Raw genomic sequence first — 23,147 nt, 5'->3', positions numbered from 1 at the left:
CTCGCTCCTCCTTACTTCGCTTCCTTCTCGATCACCGCGAGAACGTCGTCCTCGCGCATGATGAGATGCTCTTCCTCGCCGATGCGGATCTCGTTGCCGGAGTACTTCCCGAACAGGATGATGTCGCCCTTCTTCACTTCCATCGGAATCCGGGTGCCCTTCTCATCCACTTTTCCCGGACCGGCGGCGATCACCTTCCCCTGCTGGGGCTTCTCCCTGGCGGAATCGGGAATGATGATTCCACCCTTCTTTACTTCCTCTTCGATGCGCTCGACCAGGATTCTGTCCTGTAGCGGTCGTATCTTCATGACTCCTCCTTAGGACGTTGTGAGTTCTAGTTGAAAACCGCAGTCTACTCGCCGGGATTGCCGCTCCCGGCAATGCACCGACACCTACTACTCTCGCCTGATTCCGGGACCTCCCGGAACGCGGCGATTTGTCAGCTAACTTCTGTAATACAAAAACCTTCCATCTTCTTAGACCCGAACCGAGCGGCCCAGATTCGCTCCCGCGGCACGGCAATTGCCGCGCCTGACCGACTACAATCCTAACAGCTTGGATTGAAAGAAGTTACGGAAATGGGCGATATCTGAATTGAACAGATGGCCTCCTCCGTGTAAGAGAGGCGCTCTAGCCGACTGAGCTAATCGCCCTCGCGCCTGAATTATAGGCCATTGTCCGCCTCTGTCAAATCAGCAGCAACCGCAACAAGTCCGGCGTCAACACTGCCACTGTGTCGCTTTCATTCCGCCGCAATCCGACTTGGTGACGGCCGCTTGCCACAATCGGACGTCACGGGTCTCTTGACTGCCTGAATCTGCGCGGCTAAAGTAGGCGCGTGAAACCTGCGCCCGGCAGTCCGGCCCGAGCCCTGCTGCTCTTGACGTTGTTGCCGCTGGCGCTGCCTTCGGTCGCGCAGGCGTATCTGGACCCGGGAACGGGCAGCTACGTCGTGCAACTGCTGATTGGCGGCCTGCTGGGCGGGCTGTTTGCGCTGGGCGTGTTCTGGCGACGGGTCCTGACTTTCTTCAAACGTCTCTTCAGGTACAAAAACAGTGACGAGGAAAGCCGGTCCTGAGCGTCCGGTGCCGCCCCATCTCCAGGGCGCCCGCTCCGGAACCCTACCAGCGGCGAGAGAAGAACAAGCCAACCAGAAACCGGGCCGTAGCGCGCTGCCGCTTCACCCGGTCCTGTTCGCGATAGCTCCGGTTCTCTTCGTCTACGCCTACAACGGCGCCCGGATCCCGATTGACCCCCGCGAATTGCTGGTGCCCATCGCGCTCTCCCTGGCAATGACTGCCGTCCTCTGGGCGATCCTCGGGCTTCTGTTCCACAGCGCGGCGCGGGCGGCACTGCTCGTGTCGCTGTTCCTCGTGCTCTTCTTTCTCTACGGGCACGTCGCCGGCTCATACATGCCCGAGGTGTTTGCGAGCGCGGAACTGCTCCTGGGAGGGACCGTGTTGCTGGGCATCGGAGTCTGGCTGGTCGTCCGACGCCGGAAGCGCAGGGCTCGACGTTCTCTGTCCGGGGTCACGGTCGTGCTGAACTGCGTCGCCGGCGGCATCCTCACCGTCAATCTGGCGACGGGCCTGCGCGCCTTCGCTCATCGTCCGCCGCGCGCCGAGCACGGAACCGGACAGGAAGCTGCGGCGACCGGCGCCGGCTACCCCGACATCTACTACATCATTGCCGATTCCTACGTCCGGTCCGACGTGCTTAAGTCCGGCCACAACGCCGACAATAGCGCGTTCCTCGGCAAACTCGAGAGCCTTGGTTTCTTCGTCGCCGACCGGGCACGCTCGAACTACGCCTGGACCCATCCCTCACTCGCCTCGTCGCTCAATTTCACCTACCTGGACAGCCTGGCCGCGGCAGTGGGCACGGAATCAGACAACGGCGGTCCGCTGCTCGGCATGATCAAGAACAGCCGGCTGGCCGGTTTTCTGCGCCGCCGAGGCTACAAGACCGTGTCGTTTGCTTCGGGCGATGCCGGCACCGACCAGTTCGCCGCCGACGTGCGCCTGTCCCCGCCCTGGTCTCTGACCGAGTTCCAGGGCATCCTGGTGAACACGACGCTGCTCCGAGACATCCTCATTATGCGGCACGCCTCCTCGGTCGACCGGCACCGCGACCGCGTGCTCTACACCTTGCGGAACCTGCCGTACGCGGGGCGGAGCCGTCACCCGGTGTTTGTCTTCGCCCACGTCCTGAGTCCGCACCGGCCCTTTATCTTCCGCCCGCGCGGTTTGCCTGCTAACGTTAGCAGCTACGGCGGCCAGGCACTCTACCTCGGCTCGCTGCTCGAAGCCGTAGTGCGACAAATCATGGCGCAGTCGCAGCGCCCCCCGGTCATCATCATCCAGGCCGACCACGGGCTGAGAGAAACGGTCTCCTGGGGCGACTCCGCGCAGAGCCAGTTGGAGGAGCGTATGGCCATTCTCTACGCGGCGTATCTCCCGCCTTCCGGCCGCCGGACCGAGACATCTGCCCTGCTCTACGACTCAATCTCACCGGTAAACACATTCCGGGTCGTCCTCAGTCAGTACTTTGACACGACGATGGCCCTCCTGCCGGACCGGAGCTACTACTCCCGGTTGGACCGTCCGTATCGCTTCTACGACGTGGACCGGCCGGAGTCATACCAGGCCGCAGACGGACCGGCACGGCCGGGTGCCGCGCCGTAGCGTCCAAGCACCAGGTCGCAGCTTCGCCGCCGGCATGGAACGGACACCCCTGCGTCCCTTCCGAAGCCGTCCCGCAAATGACGTTTGACTTGCCTGACGCGACAGCCTATCCTCTCACCAAGATGGAACAACCAAAGCTGCTGATTGCCGGCGAGTGGGTCGCCACCGAGAGAGCTCTGCCGGTCATCAATCCGTATGATGAATCGGTCATTTGTGAAATCCCGGTTGCCACTGAGTCGGTCACAGACGCGGCCATCGCTGCCGCCGCGACCGGCGCGGCCGATATGCGCCGGTTACCCGCCCACAGTCGCTCCGCGATTCTCGCGAAGGCCGCCGCACTGCTCGAACAGCGAGGCGACGAGTTCACCGAGTCCATCATCGCCGAGGCCGGCAAACCGCGCAAGTACGCATCTGTCGAGGTCTCACGTGGCGTCGAAACCCTTCGCTTTGCCGCAGGCGAGGCACTCCGCATCCACGGCGAAACTGTGCCGATGGACGCAGCGCGCGGCTCGGAGCACCGCCGCGGCTTCTTCATCCGCGTGCCGCTCGGCGCTATCGCCGCCATCACGCCCTTCAACTTCCCGCTCAACCTGGTGCTCCACAAGGTCGCGCCCGCACTGGCCGCGGGCAATTCCTTGGTCCTCAAGCCCGCGACCAAGACTCCGCTGACCGCGCTGCTGCTGGGAAGGACGCTACTCGACGCCGGTCTGCCCCCCAGGGCGCTCAGCATCATCGTCGGCGAGGGCGGCACGGTCGGCGCGGCTCTGGTCCGCGACTCCCGCATCCGGATGGTCACTTTCACCGGTAGCCCGGCGGTCGGGGAAGCGATCAAGCGCGACTCCGGCCTGAAGCGCGTGACCCTCGAACTCGGCTCCAATTCCGGCGCCATCATTGATGAGACTGCGGACATCGACAAAGCACTTGGCCGCTGCCTGGTAGGCGGCTTCTCCTTCTCCGGCCAGGTCTGCATCCACACCCAGCGGCTCTACGTGCACGAGTCAGTGGCCGAGCAGTTCACAGCCCGGTTCGTAGACGCCGTCGAGAAACTCGTCTGCGGCAACCCGGCTCTGCCCGAAACCGACATCGGGCCGATGATAGACCGGACCGCGCTCAGCCGCGGTCTATCGCTGGTCGAAGAAGCCCGGGCCGCGGGCGCGGAAGTCCTGTGCGGCGGCTCAGCCGAAGGAACCATAATGTTCCCTACCATCCTGCTGGGTGCCGGGCCGGAACTGCCCGTCGTGTGCGAGGAAAGCTTCGCCCCTATCGTCACCATCCACACCTTCCGCGACTACGACGAGGCGATAGCCTCATTCAACCAGGGGTCGGCGCTGGGTGAGTACGACTACGGCCTCGCCTGCGGTGTCTTCACCCGCGACATCGGCCGGGCGCTTCGCGCCGCCGAGCAGCTCGAGGTCGGCAATGTCCTCATCAATGACTCGGCGACAGTCCGCGCCGACCAGATGCCCTACGGTGGCGTCAAGGACTCCGGCATCGGCCGCGAAGGCCCGCGCTTCGCCATCGAGGAAATGACCGATATCAGAATGGTGTCCTTCAACATAGCTTGAACATCAGTCGAGGAGAGTAGAATGAAGAAACTCGAGCGTCTCCGCCAGCCGCCGTTCAATGCCTGCCTGGTAGGAGTCGTCAAAGGCGCGCTCGACTACTGCGGCGGCGACCTGAGCGCCGCCGCGACCTTCGGCGGCTCCGGACACGCCTTCCTGATGAACATCCACGAACAGCTCTGCCCGAGCGGGCCGTACTGCTGGAAGTACGACGAGTTCTATCCGCTTGTGCGCAACCTGGGGCTGGAGATGATCGAACTCGGGTTCTGCCACAGTGGCAGCACGCCTGAAGAGCGCGCGGCCATAGAGCGGAAAGTGCGAGAGCACATTGACCAGGGACAGCCGTGCGGGATGGGCAACATGGATAACCAGCTGGTCTACGGCTATGACGACAACCGGATGCTCGCACTGCAGCCTTGGTCCGCGTGCGTCGACACGACGCCGCCGAGCCTGACATACGGTTCCTGGAAGGAATTCGGCAAAGAAGTCCACGCCACGTTCTGGGCGTTCAAGAAAGCACCGGCCGCGGACGAATCCAAGGTCGTCCGCGACAGCCTGCGCTACGCTTTGGACCTCTTCGAGAATCCCAGAAACCACAGCCCAGAGCTGTACTCAACCGGACTGGCCGCCTATGACAACTGGGTCAAGGCCGTAGAAGCAGGGCATGGAGCCAGCCACGGAAGTTGGTGGAATGCCATGGTCTGGTCCGAGTGCCGGGCCATGGCCGCTGCCTGGTTCGACGAGATTGCCGACAAGTATGCCCGAGTCTCGCCACAGGCCCGCAAGCTTGGTTCCACGTACAAGGGAATCGCAACCCGGCTTGAGGCGGTCAGCAACAAGGAGATGGAACCGGGCGAGAAGGTTCGCGTCGTCCTAGAGGCAAAGGCATGGGAACAGGAAGCCATCCGCGACATCCAGAAACTCCTGCCGGCATTCAACGGCTAGCGGCACTTCCGTCGCTTGACAGGCGGCTCGCACGGCTGATGATTGACCACTCAGGGCCAATGAAAGGAACCACCGTGAGAATACTGATCATGTTTTCCATCGTCCTGCTACTCGTCAGCTGCGGCAGTCAGCCGGCGGCGCCGGCCGCCCCCAAGGCCGAACAGGCTCCGGTTGCGGACACAACCGCGCCGGCCCCGGTCCTTGCGCATGAGGTCCAGTCCATCATCACGGCAAGCTGCCTGCCTTGCCACGCGGCCGGCGGCAACGCCGCCAAGTACGACCTGACCACTCCCGAGGGGCTGGCCAAGCCGGTCGTCCCCGGCAAGCCCGACTCCAGCAAGCTGTACCAGGTGCTGGCGAGCGGCAAGATGCCGCCCGCGGGCAAGCTCGACTCGGCCAGGCTCGCCACCTTCCACAAGTGGATCAGCGAAGGCGCCAAGGACAAGTAGCCCCTTCTCTACGGTCATCGGGCGGGCCGGCGCAACGCCGGCCCGCTCTTGCTTGACTCCCGCGGCCGCTGCTCAATAATCTCCTGTCCGGCAAGCACCGAAAGGAAATACCTGTGAAGCTCCTCGTACTGGTCCCGATCCTGCTGGTACTGGTTGTTCTTGGTTGCGACGCCGCTCCGTCCGACGTGCCGGTTGACCCGTCGTACGCAACCGACGTCCAGCCCATCTTCAGCGCCAACTGCATCACCTGTCACGGTAACTCTAGTCCGTCCGGCGGCTACTCGCTGACGAGCTATGCCGGCGCCACCGGCACCGGCTCGGATACGATTTCGAACGTGACCCCTGACTCAGCCGACTCGAGCAAGCTCTACCGCAAGATCATGGGCGTTGAGACTCCCCAGATGCCGCTTGGCGGCGCGCCGCTCGACACGACCAAGACCGCGACCATCCGCAACTGGATAAACCAGGGCGCGAAGGACAACTAGGTGGTTTCAGACTTCAGATTGCAGATTGCAGATTGGCAAACGCGAATACTGGTTGCGCTCTGCTCGTGGTGTGCGCTGGCGATGGCGTACTCGGGCGGGCCCCCGGACGGCAAGACCGGGCGTCCGGGCGAGGGCACGTGCAACGATTGCCATGCCGGCGTCGGTTCGGCCGACTCGACCGAGCTGGCGGGTCTCGTCGGCAACTGGTACCAGCCTGACTCGCTCTACTCGCTGACTCTATCGGTTCGCTACGCGGGCCAGTCACGCTGGGGGTTCGAGCTGACCATCGTCGACCAGGCGAACAACAGCGCCGGCCAGCTCACCGTCACCGATTCGACCAATACCCAGTACAGTTCGTCGCCGCCGGGATACTTGAAGCACAGGAGCAGCGGCACGCATCCCGGCACGCCGGGACCAACAACCTGGACCTTCGGCTGGCGCGCGCCGGCTGCCGGCGCCGGCGCCGTGCGCTTCTATTGGTGCGCGAACGCCGCCAACAACGACAACGGAAACTCCGGTGACCGCATCTGCCGTGACAGCCTGGTTGTCTCCGAAACCGGCGTTGCCGAACCGGGCTCGACCCCGGGCCGCCACTTCTGGCGCTACGCAAGCCCGGCCCGCAATCGGGTAGTCATCAGCTACTGGGGCCCGGCCGGTTCACCGGTGCGAATCTACGCAGGCTCGGGCCGGCTCGTGAGGACTCTGATTTCGCAGCCGGACGGCGAGCTAGTGCGCGTCGTTTGGAACGGCCGCGATGCAGCTGGCCGGCTGGTACCGCCCGCGGCGTACTTTGTCCGCTTTGGCGAAGAGATCAGTTCGGTTGCCAGGATTCAGTTTGTCCGCTGAGATGCGGCGCGAAAGGGGTGCTTCGTGACTCTACTTCTTCTGTTTCTTGCCTTTCCCGGCCAGCGCATCGCCAACCTGCCGACCGGCGTCCGGCCCGAATCGCACGTCTGGCAGGTTTGCGTCTCGCACCGGTTCCTCTGGGCAGTGACCGCACCGGAGTGGACCCGCGAACCATTGCGGGCATTCACCGGCGCCAACGTCCGCGTGACTCTCGACAAGTCGTTCGGGGACCGGTGGCTGGTGGGCATCGCCGACGCCATCTCCAGCCGGGAACTCGGCCTGCGCGGAGCGTACGCCCCGGTTGACTGGCTCACGCTCTACCCGGAAATCAACACCCACCTCTACGGCTTCAAGCTCGACAGCACGTGGTTCAACATCGGGCTCTGTTGCCATCGTACGTTCGGCGAGAAGCTTGCGGTAGTGGCCCAGCCGCGCTACACGACCAACACTAGCAAGCACTTCGTCTCGCTCGGACTCGGCGCCAAGGTACAGGTAATCAACACTTGGTCGCTTTCGCTTGAGGCCGAGCCGGTGCTCGTGGGCCGGGACTCAACGACGCGGCAATTGGCTGCCAGCCTGGCCATTGAGAAAGAGATCGGCTGGCACAACTTCATCATCACGCTCGGGACTCCGCGCGAACAGTCAGCCCCGGCGATGTTCCGTAGCTTCGGTGAACCAACCGCCAACTCCGACGTACTCGACCTGCTCAGGGGCCACTTCCGTGTCGGTTTCAACCTGCTCCGCAAGTTCTAGGAGGGACAAATGAAGCATGCAGCCAGCGTCCGCTGGGCCGGCCGGATGACGTTCATCGGCAAGGCCGGGACCAATCACCTCGTCCCGATGGATACCGCGCCCGAGTTCGACGGCGACAGTTCTGCCACCAAGCCGCTGGAACTGCTGCTCCTCGCGCTTGGCGGCTGTACCGGCATGGACGTCGTCCCGCTGCTCAGGAAGATGCGGCAGGATGTGACCGCGTTCGAACTCAATGTGTCGGCGGAGCGTTCAGAGGAACACCCGAAGGTCTACACCCGAATCGACATCGAGTATGTGGTGACGGGCAAAGCCCTCGAAGAGGAGAAAGTCAAGCGCGCGGTCGAGCTTTCGCAGGAGAAGTACTGCTCGGTCTCGGCGATGCTCAAGAAGGCCTGCCCGATCGGCTACACCGTCCGAGTAGTCCAGACCTGAGTCCGTCGCGCCGGCGCTGAATCGCAAGGGCAGGCACTCGCCTGCCCCTGCTCATTCCATTGCGCAGCCGATCTGCTACCTATGCACGACCAGCTTGCGCGTAGCGCCAAGCCTGCCGGCCTCGAGCCGCAGGAGGTACACGCCCGCTGCTACGCGGCGACCCTGCTCGTCCCGACCGTCCCATGATACCTGGTGGGGACCTGCGTCCTGCACCCCGCGCTGCAGGACCCACACCGGGACGCCAGCCGACGAGTACACCGACAGCCTGACTTCGGTCGGGTTCGGAAGCCTGTAGCTTACCGCGACGCGGCCGCTGGTCGGGTTCGGAAGTACCTCGTCGAGCAAAGACAAGCCGTGTGTGTCAAAACGCCCGCGAATCCCGGTGAACGGCACGACCTCGACCGAGTCGTGAACCGCATCGTTCATCGAATCGACGTCGCCCGATAGCATCGTAGAACAAGTCACCGCCAACGTACCGAGGTCGAGCGCCTCCCAGCCGGCGAATTCAACCGTGTCGCTCGCACCCGCCGCCAGCCTCAGGGAAACCGTATCCGCGTAGTCTGAACCGATGCTGAACCACGCGTCAAAGGACTCGTCGGTCGTGCCGACGTTTCGGATCACGGCCTGGGGTGTAATCGTCGCGCCCGAGTCGACCGTGTCGGCCGGCGCGAGGAGCTCGACGCAGGCCACGTCCGCTCGCGGAGACCCGACGACCTTGCACATCACGCCCCGGCAGTCGGTGGAAACCATCCCCTCCGTGTACAACGTCCGGTCGGAGTAGAACCGCTTGAAGGTGTTCGATTGGTAGCCGCCCATCGCCCAGTAGTAGTACGTGCCGTCAAACGCTATGTTCATCCCCGCGCCACCGGTACCGCCACCCACGTTCCAGGTGGCGTCATAGTTGAGCGACTCGCCCTCGAACCTGGCGCAGGCGTACCCGTAGTACGTGACGCCCGAGAAGTCGCCCGCCCAGAGCGTGTCATTAGTCACCGCGAACGCGTACTGGTTGGTGGAGAAGTTGATCTTCGTCGTGTTGACATACGTTCCGGTTGTAGTGTATTTGTAGATGGAATCGATTCTGGGAACGTAGACGTACTGGCCGTCGGTGCCGCACGCGCCATTGCCGGGGTACGCAAGCGTGAAGCTCGTGTCCGAACCGTCAGTCGTACTGAACCGCCGCATAGTGCTGCCGAGGACCTCGTAGACATAGTCACCGCTCGGGTCCATGCATACGACAGTCTGATTGTCCTGGAACGCCATCGCCGTCCTATCGGCAGGAGCCGGGTCATGGTCCTTGGCCGACGATTTAAGGTAGGTCGTGCTGTTGTAGCTCTTCCAGTAGAGCGAGTCGCCGCTCACGGCGTCGCTGTTACCACCCACCAGCTTGCCCGCCCGGTCGTAGAGTACGGCGATGTGCCCGGTGACCCGCCCGGTCCGGACCGGGTCAGACGTAGAGTTCGTCGCCGTTGTCGGTCGGGCCGCACGCGCGACTCCGGCCGTCGCCGCCACGAGCATCAGAGCCAGTACTGTCTTTCGCATTCTTCCTCCTTGGTTCCACTATCTCTCTCAGTCCGTGAACGCGTCGCATCCGGAGCGGTTCGCGCACCAGGCGCTGTGTCCAACCGGGTCTCGCCATTGGCAACCACCGGGTCGTGTGAAAATATCACACCGGCCCAGGCAGTCAACACATGCGAACCGGCACTCCCATGACCGGACCGGGGCAAGGGGCCTGCGCCTGCGCCAGCTGGCGATTGCTCCTCTGATCCGGATGCAGGCAGCAGTCGTGCGATCCGGGCTCGCCCTTTGCCCGGTCGTTCCAGGCAGCGGACAGATCAGACGGATACGGCCGTGCCGCCACCGGCCCGGAGACATTGCCGGGCGGGAGGCAGCAGTCGTAAGCTCCGAATCCGCTTGACACTGCTCCCCTGCGGGGTAAAATTCTGCGACGGCTTTATACTAAGGAGGAACCGTATGCGTCGTTCTCTGCTTGGCCTCTTGACCGTGGTCGCCATAGCTGGCCTGCTCCTGACGGCCGGCTGCGAGCGAGCCAGCGTGCTTCGCGTTGTCTCGATCAATGGCGGCAATTCATTACGGGTCGACATCTCAGATTTCCTGCAGTACTTCGACAAGATCGACAGCGACTATGTCACTCTCTACCAGTATATGCCTGATTCGGTCGAAGTCGTGCTGCAGTACGTCGAGATCGGCGCCGGACTGCCGACCTGGACCCCGTACCAGGCAACCATCAACAAGGCGAGCATCAGCTTCAGAAGCAATACTCCCGGCGGCGATGACCCCCCCATATACACGAAGGTAACGGTTCCGCTGGGGCAGGCGGTCATGGCCGACGCCACCGGAAAGTCGCAGACCACGTTCTACATGACCTGCATACCGGCTGTCTGGAAGCAGTTGACCTTCGCCGACTTCTTTCTTGAGCCACCTGACTACGACATCGTCGACCTCGCGGACGCCACGTTCACCTTCACCGGCTTCGATTCCGTGGCCAACCGCGACGTGAGAGCCGTTGGCAGCCTCCAGGTCGAGTTTGGCAATTTCTTCGACGACCTGAGCCGGTTCGGCGAGTAGAAAGCGGGACCCAGGTCCCATTGAGCCTGAGAAGCCAGGCATAACGGTTCCTGACAGTCGAAGCAGCCGCATCTCTGCGGCTGCTTCGCTATTCCCGGGCGGACTGGCTACCCAGTCAAGCGGACCTGCACGGCCATGAATCGGCGGCAATCCGCAGTCGCACAAGGAGAGGACATGAGGGTGAAAGTACAGATGTCTGCCCTGGTGACGGCACTGCTGCCCGCACTCCTGTTCGCCTACCCGGGGTTGGGAGGCGGCAGAGGTCTGTTCCGTACGCAGAGCGCGTTGGTCGAACCGGAAGCAGGACTGATCGTCTCGCTCCACTCGCTGACCCGCAATGTCGGTCTGGGCACGAACGGCAGGCGCGGCTGGATAGCAGACCTGCTCGTCCCCGAAATTAGCTACGCGCCCGTCGCCGGGAAGCGCTTCGGTCTCGAATTGTTCGGTTCCTGGGGCGGGATACTCCAGAAGCCCATGTCCGCAACCTCAGATGAGCTGGTGTGGAGGCTACACGATCTGAAGGCAGGTGGGAAACTCTCGGTTCCGGTCATTCCCGTGCTGAAGCTGGGTGCCAGCGCGTCCTACACCTTCATTTCGCGCGCGGCCGGAACCGGCTGGGAGGTGCTCGATCCCTCGGCCCTGCCACCGGCAACCGGTCTGGCATGGAACGGCCTGCTTACTCTGCACTTCCAGGATCTCGCAAAGGCCGTGCCGAACGTGATGGTCAACTGCGGCAGGGCTGGCAGCGAGACGCAGTACGCCGCGGCCGTCGAGTTCCATGGTGACCAGTTCTGTCTCTTCGTGGAGGCTCTCTCCCGGCAACCCGACGGAAAGTCGCAAGGTGTGCTGGACACGAAGAACGGTCACGTCCAGGTGACGCCGGGCATCACCCTGGGTACGGCCACCTCGGCGTTCCTCAAGGTGGGATACACATTGAGCCTCGACAACAGGCTGAATGGAAACAGACGCCCGAACGAAATCGTCGTCGGTGGCGGCTTCGGGACACCGCTTGGCGGGCATGCCGACGAATACGGGCAGATTGTCGGCACCGTTGCGGACGCCGCAAGTGGTGCGCCCATGGCCGCAACCATCACGTTTCCCGACTATCCGAAACTCGGCCGGATGGCGACGGACACAAGCACGGGCGGATTCAGGGCGACGAAGGTACCGGCAGGCGCCGTGACCGTCGAGGCCAGTGCCCCGGGCTACGAGAGTCGAACGATACCGCTCATGGTAGAGAGTCGCAGGCCGTCCGTCGCGGCTATCGCGCTCCCACGGGCAGTCGCTGTCGTCAAGGTCACGGGCAGGGTAACCGACCGGAAAACCGGCAAGTCGCTGGCCGCGACGGTCAGGGTGCCGGAAGCCGATTCGGCCGTGGTCACAACGGACGCGGCAACCGGCATCTACGAGGCGCAGTTGCTGCCCGGCCTCTACACGCTGATCGTCGAGTCGCCCGACTATCTGGAGCAGCTCGGGACGGTGCTGGTCGAACGGGACAAGCCCCTGGCGCGGGACTTCCAGCTCGTGAGTGAACTGATGGTCATCACCCTGCAGGGCGTCTACTTCGACTTCGACCAGGCAGCCATCAAGTCCGAATCGCGCCCTGCCCTCGAGGATGCCGCGAAGATTCTCATTCAGAATCCCACCATCCGGGTCGAGATACAGGGCCACACCGACAGCAAGGGGTCGGACGAGTACAACCTCGGGCTTTCCGGAAGGCGCGCCAAGTCAGTGGTCGACTACCTCGTCCATGAGTTGGGAATGGACCCGAGTCGCTTGACGGCAAAAGGCTACGGCGAATCCCGTCCGGTCGCTGATAACGCCACGGCCGACGGCCGCGGGATCAATCGCCGGGTGGACTTCTTGATCCTGGGCCAGGACGGGAAGACCTCGCCCGACCGGTAGTACTGCGGACGAACTTCTGCGCCTTCCTCCGTGGTTCGGCGCACCGGTGACGAAACTCGAGTTCCTTGCACTGCTCTCACGGAGATCATTGGTGAGCGACAGAGGGGGAGCGACAGAGGGGGAGGTTGACTCTACTCGTCCCGCGAGTAGAATGAGATCGTATCATGGTCATGTCAACCGTCGCGGCTCTCGCCAGGTCCCTGCCTGTGGTGATCCTCATCTGGTGCGTGGCGCTGAGCGACATGTCATACTGCATCGCAAACGACGACCATCTCCCGCACACAGCGTTCTCCCGGCCCCTTGCTGGTTGCGACATCGCTGACTGCAGTCCTAAGGTCGGCCATGTGTCGGAGCCCTGCCCAGCCAAGTCGAGCACCTGCAGGTATGTATCAGTGCCCGCGACTGTGGTCGCGGCACGCAAGCAGTGCTGCGGTTCCCGGATGGGCGGTCACGATGGCGGTCAGTCCGAGTCCGGCATGGCACTAGCGGTAGTGGGTCCGTGCCGGCAGTCTGTCGCCTCTTTCGATGGCGGACACGACACTCCGTTGAGCCCGTCCGACTGCTCGACCGTCCTACGCTGCTAGACTAGCTCCACAACTTTGCCTCAGTCCGACCCGCGTTGCGCGGGTCAGTTTGGACGACAAATCAGATGCACGAACTTGGATGTGAGATGGATTCAAAGGAGAAGAGGATATGAAACGTCCTTTCAGCGACAGGGTGGCAATCATTGCCCTGCTCTGCTTTGCCCGCCTGGCGGTTGCTGCGGGAGCGCAGGACATCCTGCTGTCCGAGGCCTGGAATCGTGTCCAGGCAGGCAATCCGTCGATCGCCCGAGCCGCCATCGCGGTTCGAGCCGCCCAGGCGTTGCTGACGCAGGGCCAGCTGCCTCCCAATCCGGAGCTGGAACTCGCAACTGAGGAGTTCGGCCGTGGTTCACTGGAAGTCGGGATCACACTTCCGCTGGAGATCGCGGGTCAGCGGCGCGCACGCGTGCGGACGGCACAGGCCGGTCTGAAGGCGGCGCGACTGGAGGAATCCGCGACGCGCCTGCGGCTGCGGGCCGAGACACTGCGACGTTTCGCAACCGCGCTCGCACTCCGCGACCAACTCGCGGCCGCCGACACGCTGCAAGCGTTGCTGCGGTCGTCGGTAGCGGACATGTCTCGCCGCGTCGCAGCCGGGGCTGCCAGGGACATCGACCGTGTCAGGGAGCAACTTGAGCTTACCGCACTTGATGTCGAGGCTGCAGGACTGCGTCGCAGATACGATGCTGCCTGCCGGTCGCTCGCTTCGTTGTGGGCGGACTCGTCCGACACCTGCCGGCGACCGGCCGGGTCATTCGTCATCGGCCCGAAGCTTCCCGGCCAGGCGGAGCTCGTCAAACTCGCCATGAGCCAGCCGGCAGTGATCCTGGCCGTGAACGAAGTCGCCGCAGCCCGAGCCGGCTTGAGCGCGGCGCGAGCCGACGTGCTTCCCGCCCCGGCGCTGTTCGGAGCATGGACGCGCGACCCGGAGTCGGGGGGGAGTTCGACCCGCGTGGGGGCATCCCTGCCGCTTCCGGTCCTCAACTGGAACCAGGGTGCGGTGCGGGCGGCGCGATTCGGGGTTGCCGAAGCGGAGTGGGCCGCGCAGCAGACTCGATCGGACATCGAGGTGCAGATCGACAGACTGCTGGCAGAGCTGGCCAACCGGTCCGAACAGCTCGACACCGGGTACTCGGTCCTGCTGCCTGCGCAGCGAAGAGTGCTCGATGATCTGTCACGGCACTACGAGCAGGGCGCCGTTGGTGTCGCTGAACTGATAGCAGCCCAGCGTGTTCTTCACGAGACGACGATGGAGTTGATTGAGTCCCAAGCCGAGCGGGTAGCGCACGTTGCGGACCTGCTCGAGATTACCGGCGTGGAGCCGGAAGTCATCAAGGAGTAGCAAGTGAAACTACATGCAGTACCAGTCCGCGCGAGTGATATGCTTCCGCGACTCGGCCGGCTAGTGATCGTCATCCTTGGCACCCTCTTTCTGCTTGCCGGACCACTTCCGGCGGCCGAATCCGACCACGGCCATGACGAGGACATTGAGCACAGAGCGGAGGAGCAGGACAAGCACGAAGACCCCGGAGAGCACGAAGAAGGAGATACCGACCTCCACGAAGGCGAGAGCGACGCTACCGTCCGACTATCGAGCCGAGGCCAGGAACTGGGCGGCATCAAGGTTGCCAAGGTTGCCAAGGTCGTCGTCGGTCGGTCGGTGGTCCTACCTGGAGAGGTCGGTTTCAACGAGGACCTGCGGGTGCACGTCACGCCGCGCTACGGTTGTGTCATCCGGGAGATGCATGCCACTCTCGGCACCAGGGTCGAAAAGGACGATGTGCTCGCTGTGGTCGAATCGAACGAGAACCTGACTTCTTACGAGGTCCGTGCGCCGCTCTCCGGTCGGGTGGTTGCCCGGGAGGGCGCGGTCGGTGCGTACGCCTCTGAGGAGACAACGCTCTTCACGGTTGCCGACCTGTCAACAGTATGGATCGACCTCGTTGTCTATCCTCGTCACCTTGCGGACGTTCGGGAGGGTGCGCGTGCAGTCGTCCGGAGCGTCGGTTCCCCGCAGTCCGCGACCGGAACCATCTCCTACGTGGCCCCGGTGTTCGACCGCGAGCGCCGCGTCGCCCTGGCGCGAGTCGTGCTCCCCAATCCTGACGGCCAATGGCGTCCGGGCATGTTTGTGAGGGCCGAGGTCAGCGTCGGGGGAGGAGACCAAGTCACAGCGGTCGAGTCCGAGGCAGTCCAGAGACTGGACGAGAAGGCAGTTGTCTTTGTCCCGGTTGGCGACAGCCTGTTCCGTGCCGTGCCGGTAACGGTAGGCGCGACTGGCCCGACCCACACCGAGATCAAAGCCGGCCTTGTTCCCGGTGACGCCTACGTGGCCGCCGGGGCATTCGAGCTGAAGGCCAAGCTCGTCACCAGCTCGCTCGGCGGGCACGCCGGGCATGGCCACTAACAGGGCGAGCCGCCAATGAACCGCTTCTTCGAGTTCATCCAGACGCAGCGAGTCGTCGCCGCCGCGGTGCTGCTTGGTGTCATCGTCTGGGGCGCCATCGCCTACCGGAAGCTGCCGACCGACGCTTTCCCCGACGTCTCGCCCGTGATGGTCCCGGTCTTTGCCGAAGCTCATGGTATGGCCCCGGAGGAAGTCGAACGACTCATAACGTTCCCGATCGAGTCGGCCATGAACGGACTGCCCGGCGTCACCCGGGTGAAGTCCACATCCGCCTTCGGGATGGCTGTCATCTATGTCTACTTCCGGGACGAGACCGACATCTACTTCGCCCGCCAGATCGTCGCCGAACGGCTGGCCGGGGCGATGGCGGACCTGCCGGAGATGCACGAACCGCCTGCGCTCGGCCCGATCTCAACCGGGCTCGGTGAAGTCTTCATGTACTATCTGATCCTCGACTCTACCGCGGACACTGAAGGGAAGTCGGCCGACACGTACCTGCGCGACATCAATGACCGGATCGTCAAGTACCAGCTGCAGACGGTGCCGGGCGTCACCGAGATCCTCTCGATGGGCGGCCATGTACTGCAGTACCAGGTGGCACTGGACCCTCACGCGCTGGCCAAGTACGAAATCGGGCTCGCCGACGTCGTCGAGGCGATCAACGCCAACAACGGCAGTGCCGGCGGTCAGTTCCTGGTAGTCGGTTCCGAGGAGTACCTGGTCCGGGGTATCGGGCTGATCCAGACCCGGGACCAGCTTGGCGACGTCCAGGTCAAGGTCGTCGGCGGCACGCCGGTCTACTTGCGTGATGTCGCGGACGTCGACTACGGCCGCGAGGTCCGTCGCGGTGTCGTGACGCGAGACGGTGCAGAGGAGGTTGTTGCCGGCATCGTCATGAAGCTCTTCGGGGAGAACACGTCCGATGTCATCGCTCGACTGGACCGGAAGGTCCCTGCGGTCCAGTCCTCCCTGCCCGCGGGCGTCAGACTGATTCCCTACTACAACCAACAGCGGCTGGTCAATAATGCCACCAACACGGTCAAGACCTCGCTGGTGCTCGGCGGAATCCTCGTGATCATCACGCTGATTCTGTTCCTCGGCAACCTGCGCGCCGCCATCGTCGTGGCCCTGAGCCTGCCGATGTGCGTGCTCTTTGCCGTCATCTTCATGGGGGCTGCCGGGCTCTCCGCAAACCTGATGTCACTGGGCGGCGTCGCCATCGCCATCGGTATGCTCGGCGACGCTGCGACGGTGCTGGTGGAGAACGCGTACCGCCACATGTCCGAACCGAGCCGTCGCAACGCCAGCCGGCTGAAACTGATCACTCAGGCGTCGGCCGAGGTCGCGCGGCCAATACTCTTCTCGGTGGCGATCATTGCTATCGTCTTTCTGCCGCTGTTCTCGCTGCAGGGCGTGGAAGGTAAGATGTTCTCGCCGATGGCCTACACGATACTCTTCGCGCTGGCCGGGTCGCTCATCTTCGCCTTCGTCTTCTCACCGATGCTCTCATCGTTCCTGCTGCGCGGACGGGCCGGGGGCGACTTCTTCCTGGTCCGCTGGCTGAAGCAGGCCTACCAGCCATTGCTCGAGCAGACGGTGCGGCGTCCGGTCCGGGTGGCGATCGCGGCCGGTATTGCGCTGGCACTGAGCATCTTCGCAGCGACGCGGCTGGGCACGGAGTTCATCCCGGTTCTGGAAGAAGGTGTTGTTCAGGTCAACGTCACCATGGCGCCGTCGATATCGCTGGAGAAGGCCACCGCGACGGTGCAGCAGGTCGAGCGCGTGCTTCTCTCTGAGTACGGGCAGGCGATTCAACAGACCATCGCCAAGATCGGCCGACCCGAGGCCGGCAGCCATCCGCATCCGGTGAACTCCGCGCATATCCAGATGGAACTCAAGCCGGAACGGGGCTGGCGCCGGCGCTGGGCCTCCAAGGAGGCCCTGGTCAACGACATGAGCCGTCTGCTTGGTGAGTTCCCCGGGATACAAGTCGGATTCACGCAGCCGATACAGAACATGTTTGACGAGCTGCTGTCAGGCGTCAAGACCCAGCTCGCGGTCAAGCTCTTCGGTGACGACCTGGACACGTTGCGGCTCAAGGCCGAGGAGATACAGGCGGTCGTGAAGGGCGTACCCGGGCTCGTCGACCTGGCCGCGGAGCAGAGCTACGGACAGCCACAGGTCCAGGTAGTCGCGGACCGCGAGGCTTGCTCCCGCCACGGGGTGAGTGTGGCCGACATTCTGGAGGCGGTGGAACTGGGTGTCGGCGGCGAGGTAGTCGACCACATCTACCTCAACACCCGCCGCTATGGCATCAATGTTCGCTTGCAGGAGGAGTACCGCCGGGATGCGGAGGCCATCGGGAACCTGCTGGTGAGCTCCCGCGACGGCAAGCTCGTGCCGCTTGGCCAGGTGGCGGACGTGCGATCGACGGTCGGGCCGATACAGGTCAACCGCGAGGACAATCAGCGATGCTGGACGATCGCGGCAAACGTGCGCGGCCGCGACATAGGCAGCGTTGTGGCCGACATGCGCCGGCAGGTAGAGGCGAAGGTCAAGCTGCCGCCGGGCTACTGGCTGAAGTACGGGGGGCAGTTCGAGAACCAACAGCGAGCCATGGGACGTCTTGCCTTCATCGTCCCGACCGCTTTGGTGCTCATCTTCCTGATGCTATTCCTGTCGCTCGGCTCCATCCGACAGGCGGCGCTCATCTTTGCCAACGTGCCGCTCGCCCTCATCGGTGGAGTCCTGGGGTTGCTGGTTTTCGGCGAGTACCTCTCGGTGCCGGCGGCAATCGGTTTCATCGCGTTGTTCGGAATCGCGGTGCAGAATGCCCTCGTCCTGGTGACCTGCATCAACCAACTGCGTGAGGAGGGGACCGAAACGCGAACGGCCATCATCCAGGCCGGGCTGCTGCGCCTGCGTCCGGTGCTGATGACAGCCATCACCACGGTGCTGGGTTTGGTGCCGCTGCTGATGTCGACCGGGATGGGTTCAGAAGTCCAGCGTCCACTGGCGGTAGTCGTGGTTTTCGGGCTGGTGACATCGACGATCCTAACGCTCATCCTCATTCCCGCCATGTACCCGTGGCTTGCGCCACGTTTCGTCCAAGAGGACCGGCGGTCTGAAACGCAGATTCTGTCAGGAGGTAGATCGTGAAGAAGATAGAGGCCTATATCAAGCGCCAACGGCTGGCGGCAGTTATTGAGCGCTTGCACGGACTCGCGGGCCTGACCGGCGTGAGCGTCTTCGATATCCACGGCTTCGGCAGAAGCCGCGGCGAAAGCGAACCGGTACACATTGAGGACAACGGTGTCCGCTGGGTGCCTCACGTGAAGATCGAGATTGTCTGCCGTGACGAGTTGGTCGAGATCGTGATATCCGCCATCCAAGCGGGCGCCCACACCGGGTTGCGTGCCGACGGCAAGGTCTATGTCTCTCCCGTTGAGGATGCCGTCCGCATCAGCACAGGTGAGCGCGGAGAGACTGCGGTCTAGAGTCTCCCAGAAACACAACGTCTGCGTGCTGAAACAGAATGTGCCCGGCTTCTGCGCACGGGTCGCGACCCTTGCGTGCCTTGCGGCTCTCTCTTGCCCCGACTTCGGACATGATGGCCCCGAGGAAACTGAAACCGAGGGAAACGGGCTTGAAGCGTCCAACACCCGTTCGTCTCGTGCGTTTCGTGACTCTAACGTCGTCTTGCGGGTCCTGGCGAAGGCTTGACAAGCTGCCGCGAGTCAATATATTAGTGCCGGCAGGTTGCAGTGCGACAGACCCTTCACGTCATCCACCGAGGCTCCTCGGAGCCCTGGAGGTGACCCAGTGAATCCGGTCTTCAGCACTCGCAGAAGTCGGCAGTCATTGTCGCGGAGACCTGGCTACACCAGCAACAATCCGTCAAACAGGCATAGCGGCTCGCAGGAGCCAGAGGAGCTAAGGTGAGAACAAGGGTGTCAGTACTGGCGCTGCTGATGGCAGTGCTACCCGCCTTCGTATTCGCGTACCCGGGGTTCGGTGGCGGCAAAGGGTTGTTCCGAGTACAGAACGCGATGGTCGAGGAAGAGGCCGGTCTAACGATCTCGCTTCACGCGCTCGCCCGGAATGCCGATTTCCTGCCCCCCCAGGATTCCCCAAACGCGAGTGCCTGGGTTGCCGACGCCATCGCGCCCGAGCTTAGCTACGCGCCAATCGCCACAAAGTACGTCGGGCTGGAGTTGTTCGCATCCTCGGGTGGAGCGATTCAGATGCCCAAGTCCTACGCCGAGGATGGATTCACCTGGAAGTTCGGCGATCTGAAGGCCGGCGGCAAGCTCTCGGTTCCGGTCATTCCCGTGCTCAAGATCGGCGGCACGGCCAGCTATACCTTCATGTACCGTGACACAGCAGGATTCCTCGACCCTGGAGCCCTCCCCTACGACCCAGCCAGCAAGCTCGCGTGGAGTGGTCTGCTCACGCTCCAGTTCCAGGATGTGCTGCCTTCGGCTCCGAACCTGATAGTCAACTACGGGAAGATCGGAGGCAAGACCCAGTACGCGGCGGCGGTCGAGTTGCAGGGCAAAGGATTCGGCCTGTTCGTCGAGGGAGTCTCGCTGCAGAACGGAACCGACATCCTCGGTACTACTGACGGCCATCTCCACCTCACGCCGGGCGTGGTCCTCGGCAACGCCAACGGTGGTTTCCTCAAGGCTGGCTACACGTTCAGCTCCGGCACGATGGACAGCGTGAAACAGCCTAACGAGGTCATCGTCGGCCTCGGCTTCGCGACGCCGTTCGGCAGGCGCACGCCGGCCGTGTATGGCACGATTGTCGGCACTGTGACCAACGCCAGCACCGGCAGGCCGGTGGCCGCCACCATCGCCTTCCCGGACGACCCCAAGATGGCATCCATAACCACCGACGCCGATGGCGTCTTCGAGGCCAGGAAAGCCCCGGTGGGCGCGGTTACGGTCGAGGTCAGCGCCGAGGGCTACAACCGACAGGCGGTGCCGCTGGCCGTCGAGGAAGACAAGGTCACCAACTACGCTTTCAAGCTGCGGCCGCTCAAGACCTACGGCACGATTGCCGGCACCGTCATCGACGCGGTGAGCAGTGCGCCGATGGGTGCTCGTATCGAGTTCCCCGGCACCGCACTTGCTCCGGTGAACGCCGACCCGGTCACCGGCGCCTTCCAGGTCGACCAGGTGGAGACCGGAGTCTACACCATAACCGCGACCGCGGACAGGCACGTCGCCGCGACGATCACCCTGGCGGTCGAAGACAACAAGCTGGCTACGGCCTCATTCAAGCTCTCGCCGGCCGAGGTCGCCGTCGCCGCTACCGGCCGGGTTTCCGACAAGAAGACGGACGCGGGGCTGTCGGCCACGGTTACGTTCGACAACGCTCTCTTCAATACCGACCCGGCCACCGGCGTCTACAAGGCGCAGTTGATGCCCGGCTCCTACACCGTCGTGGTTGAGTCGAAGGACTACGTGAAGCAGACCACGGCGCTCATCGTCGAGAAAGACAAGCCGTTCGTACGCGACTTCGCGATGCTGAAGGTGGGTATGTCGGTTACGCTCAAAGGTATATACTTCGACTTCAACCTGGCGACCATCAAGCCTGAGTCGAAGCCGGCGCTCGAGGCCGCTGCCAACATGCTCAACGAGAACCCGACGATCAACGTCGAGATCCAGGGCCACACCGACAGCAAGGGCTCGGACTCATACAACCTGTCGCTCTCCGACCGGCGGGCCGCCTCAGTGGTCTCCTACCTGGTGCAGAACCTGGGTATCGACGTGTCGCGCCTGACTTCCAGGGGTTACGGTGAGAGCATGCCGATTGCCACAAACGACACCGACGCCGGCCGCGCACTCAACCGCCGGGTTGAGTTCAAGATCTTAGGAGAGAAGTAGCAGCAGTACCGCACTATCGAAGGGGGAGGCTCACGCCTCCCCTCTGCTTTTCGGCCGGACGGTCCGTTTCCTTCCCCGCTGCCGTGCGCGCGTACAAAGAGGCTGGTGGACCGGCGCGAGCGGGTTGAAGACGTCCTGCCGGATACTGGCCGGCACGTCCGGGTCACAGGGTCGCGCTCCGGTTGGTCATCGCGTTCTTGCAGACTCACGGTACTCCGCTACAATGAAGCTGTGAGCCAAGGACCGCCGTCGGCGTCAACCTAACCTTAAGCCTCGCCCGAGCCATGACCTCTCAGCACAATTCGCGCACGGGCCAATGCATGCGCTTGGCCCGGCTAAGCTGGCAGCGGTGCCTGGCGCTCGTTCTCGTGCTACTGCCTCTTGCGTGCCGTGTCCCTGCCCGGGCCGCGTCGGCCTCACGGGCACGACGGATTACAGTCATCTTCCGTTTCGACGACTACGCGGGGTCGGGTTCGAGTATCGGCGATGAGCTGCTCACGGTCTTCCAGAAGCGCAACATCCCCTGCACCTATGGAGTGATACCGTACGTATCCGAAACGTTTACGGATGACCCTGCGAACTGCGCGGCCATAGACCCGGGGACCGCAGGGAGATTGACTGCCGCCGCTCGCACCGGTCTCGTGGAAGTCGCAATGCATGGCTTTGCGCATCGTGACAACGCGATGGCGCCGAAGAGTCCCGGTTCCGAATCGGAATTCCGGGGCCTTGGCTACTCTTCCCAACTCCGCATGTTGTCCGCCGGGAGAGCGGCGTTGGAGAGTCTGTATCACGTGAGGGTGACCACGTTCATCCCACCGTGGAACAGCTATGACGAAAACACGCTGCGCGCACTGGAGGACATCGGCTTCGAGATGGTCTCGGGTTCCGGCCAGACACACGGCATCGCCGACAGCGGAGGTTTCAAGAAACTGCGATTCCTGCCGTACACGTGCACTCCGGGACATCTGCGGGAGGCCGTTGATTTCGCTCGAATTTCCTCAGATCCTGATCCGATCATCGTCGTCTTGCTTCACGCCTTCAACTTCTTCGAGTCCGACCGCGACCGTGGCCAGTTCACATACCAAACCTTCGGTGACCTGCTCTCTTGGCTTGCGGCTCAGCCCGACGTCGCAGCCCAGACGCTCAGCGGGGCGGCGAGGACGACTCGGGACTTAGGCTACCGGCGACTGCGGACGTTCAGCGCCCGCCGAGGACTGCGACGGGGAAACGAGCCGCCCTTCTTCACTGCACAGAACGCGGAGTTCTTCTTCTATCACTCCACGCCCCCACGCGTTCGGAACGCGCACCGCTAGCCGGGAGTCTCATCCTGCATCCGCACTCCCAGCCGCGTGCGGCCATCCGGCGTTCGTCCTTCCTCCCTCATCCTTCTTCCGTCCGCTTTCATCCCTCATCCTCCATCCCTCGGTTCGGTCAAGTCCGAATTCTCCTGTAGAATCCATCTCAGGCTGACAGCTTTTGACCGGTAGTCTAAAGGCTGGACTCCGTCTTCGGTTCGGCCATTCCCAGCGCCCGCCGGAGCGTATCCAACTGCTCGAGCTCGACCGCGCTGAAATTCACCCGCGCCCAATTCTCGCAGCCCCGGATCAGTGCGGCAAAC

General features: G+C 63.4%; 20 protein-coding genes and 1 tRNA gene. 18 read left to right on the top strand and 3 right to left on the bottom strand.

Going from position 1 to position 23,147, the window contains the following annotated elements; translation table 11 throughout:
* Window positions 1-11: 11 nt before the first annotated feature.
* Window positions 12-308 carry a co-chaperone GroES gene (locus FJY68_00670; GenBank protein MBM3330344.1) on the bottom strand — a complete coding sequence of 99 codons (297 nt, stop codon included), beginning with the start codon at window positions 306-308 and terminating at the stop codon, window positions 12-14.
* 271 nt (window positions 309-579) lie between these two features.
* A tRNA-Val gene (locus FJY68_00665) sits at window positions 580-653 on the bottom strand.
* Window positions 654-871: 218 nt separating this feature from the next.
* Between FJY68_00665 and FJY68_00660 the strand changes: the two genes are divergently transcribed.
* The 9 genes from FJY68_00660 to FJY68_00620 all read left to right on the top strand — a co-directional run bounded on the left by FJY68_00660 (window position 872) and on the right by FJY68_00620 (window position 8,156).
* The gene (locus tag FJY68_00660) at window positions 872-1,078 is read left to right on the top strand and encodes a hypothetical protein (GenBank protein MBM3330343.1); all 207 of its coding nucleotides are present in this window, start codon (window positions 872-874) and stop codon (window positions 1,076-1,078) included.
* Window positions 1,056-2,684 (top strand): hypothetical protein, encoded by a 1,629-nt coding sequence (locus FJY68_00655; GenBank protein MBM3330342.1) that lies wholly within the window; start codon window positions 1,056-1,058, stop codon window positions 2,682-2,684. Before FJY68_00660 ends, FJY68_00655 begins: the two co-directional genes overlap by 23 nt.
* Before the next feature lie 122 nt (window positions 2,685-2,806).
* On the top strand, window positions 2,807-4,249 hold the full coding sequence (locus FJY68_00650; protein ID MBM3330341.1) for an aldehyde dehydrogenase family protein: 1,443 nt from the start codon (window positions 2,807-2,809) through the stop codon (window positions 4,247-4,249).
* A gap of 21 nt (window positions 4,250-4,270) precedes the next feature.
* Window positions 4,271-5,191, top strand: coding sequence for a hypothetical protein (locus FJY68_00645; GenBank protein ID MBM3330340.1), 921 nt, complete (start codon window positions 4,271-4,273; stop codon window positions 5,189-5,191).
* Complete coding sequence (locus FJY68_00640; protein ID MBM3330339.1) at window positions 5,134-5,640, top strand: hypothetical protein; 507 nt, start codon at window positions 5,134-5,136, stop codon at window positions 5,638-5,640. Before FJY68_00645 ends, FJY68_00640 begins: the two co-directional genes overlap by 58 nt.
* 68 nt (window positions 5,641-5,708) lie before the next feature.
* Window positions 5,709-6,125: a hypothetical protein gene (locus FJY68_00635; protein MBM3330338.1), complete on the top strand. Its 417-nt coding sequence runs from the start codon at window positions 5,709-5,711 to the stop codon at window positions 6,123-6,125.
* An 18-nt stretch (window positions 6,126-6,143) separates the two neighbouring features.
* Entirely contained in the window at window positions 6,144-6,971 is an 828-nt protein-coding gene (locus tag FJY68_00630) for a hypothetical protein (GenBank protein ID MBM3330337.1), read from the top strand.
* A gap of 24 nt (window positions 6,972-6,995) precedes the next feature.
* Window positions 6,996-7,724 carry a hypothetical protein gene (locus FJY68_00625; protein ID MBM3330336.1) on the top strand — a complete coding sequence of 243 codons (729 nt, stop codon included), beginning with the start codon at window positions 6,996-6,998 and terminating at the stop codon, window positions 7,722-7,724.
* Between the two features lie 9 nt (window positions 7,725-7,733).
* A complete protein-coding gene (locus FJY68_00620; protein ID MBM3330335.1) occupies window positions 7,734-8,156 on the top strand; it encodes an OsmC family protein in 423 nt (140 codons plus the stop codon).
* 75 nt (window positions 8,157-8,231) lie between these two features.
* On the opposite strand, the gene FJY68_00615 is transcribed toward FJY68_00620, so the two are convergent.
* Window positions 8,232-9,695 (bottom strand): T9SS type A sorting domain-containing protein, encoded by a 1,464-nt coding sequence (locus FJY68_00615; protein MBM3330334.1) that lies wholly within the window; start codon window positions 9,693-9,695, stop codon window positions 8,232-8,234.
* 432 nt (window positions 9,696-10,127) lie between these two features.
* Here FJY68_00615 and FJY68_00610 point away from each other — a divergent pair, with 432 nt between their 5' ends.
* The 9 genes from FJY68_00610 (at window position 10,128) to FJY68_00570 (ending at window position 22,842) form a co-directional block, all read left to right on the top strand.
* Window positions 10,128-10,742 carry a hypothetical protein gene (locus tag FJY68_00610; GenBank protein MBM3330333.1) on the top strand — a complete coding sequence of 205 codons (615 nt, stop codon included), beginning with the start codon at window positions 10,128-10,130 and terminating at the stop codon, window positions 10,740-10,742.
* A gap of 135 nt (window positions 10,743-10,877) precedes the next feature.
* Entirely contained in the window at window positions 10,878-12,647 is a 1,770-nt protein-coding gene (locus FJY68_00605) for a hypothetical protein (GenBank protein ID MBM3330332.1), read from the top strand.
* 164 nt (window positions 12,648-12,811) lie between these two features.
* Window positions 12,812-13,231: a hypothetical protein gene (locus FJY68_00600; GenBank protein ID MBM3330331.1), complete on the top strand. Its 420-nt coding sequence runs from the start codon at window positions 12,812-12,814 to the stop codon at window positions 13,229-13,231.
* Between the two features lie 109 nt (window positions 13,232-13,340).
* A complete protein-coding gene (locus tag FJY68_00595) occupies window positions 13,341-14,573 on the top strand; it encodes a TolC family protein (GenBank protein MBM3330330.1) in 1,233 nt (410 codons plus the stop codon).
* Between the two features lie 3 nt (window positions 14,574-14,576).
* Entirely contained in the window at window positions 14,577-15,638 is a 1,062-nt protein-coding gene (locus tag FJY68_00590) for an efflux RND transporter periplasmic adaptor subunit (protein ID MBM3330329.1), read from the top strand.
* A 15-nt stretch (window positions 15,639-15,653) separates the two neighbouring features.
* The gene (locus tag FJY68_00585; GenBank protein ID MBM3330328.1) at window positions 15,654-18,797 is read left to right on the top strand and encodes an efflux RND transporter permease subunit; all 3,144 of its coding nucleotides are present in this window, start codon (window positions 15,654-15,656) and stop codon (window positions 18,795-18,797) included.
* Window positions 18,794-19,135, top strand: a complete 342-nt coding sequence (locus FJY68_00580; protein ID MBM3330327.1) for a P-II family nitrogen regulator — start codon at window positions 18,794-18,796, stop codon at window positions 19,133-19,135. Before FJY68_00585 ends, FJY68_00580 begins: the two co-directional genes overlap by 4 nt.
* A gap of 441 nt (window positions 19,136-19,576) precedes the next feature.
* A complete protein-coding gene (locus FJY68_00575; GenBank protein ID MBM3330326.1) occupies window positions 19,577-21,529 on the top strand; it encodes an OmpA family protein in 1,953 nt (650 codons plus the stop codon).
* A gap of 284 nt (window positions 21,530-21,813) precedes the next feature.
* A complete protein-coding gene (locus FJY68_00570) occupies window positions 21,814-22,842 on the top strand; it encodes a DUF2334 domain-containing protein (GenBank protein MBM3330325.1) in 1,029 nt (342 codons plus the stop codon).
* The last annotated feature ends 305 nt before the right edge of the window (window positions 22,843-23,147 follow it).

The sequence above is a fragment of the candidate division WOR-3 bacterium genome (genome assembly GCA_016867815.1).
Classification (GTDB): domain Bacteria; phylum Hydrothermota; class Tepidihabitantia; order Tepidihabitantales; family Tepidihabitantaceae; genus UBA2258.
The sequence above is the reverse complement of the archived record's forward strand: the minus strand, read 5'-3'. Positions and strand labels throughout refer to the sequence as shown.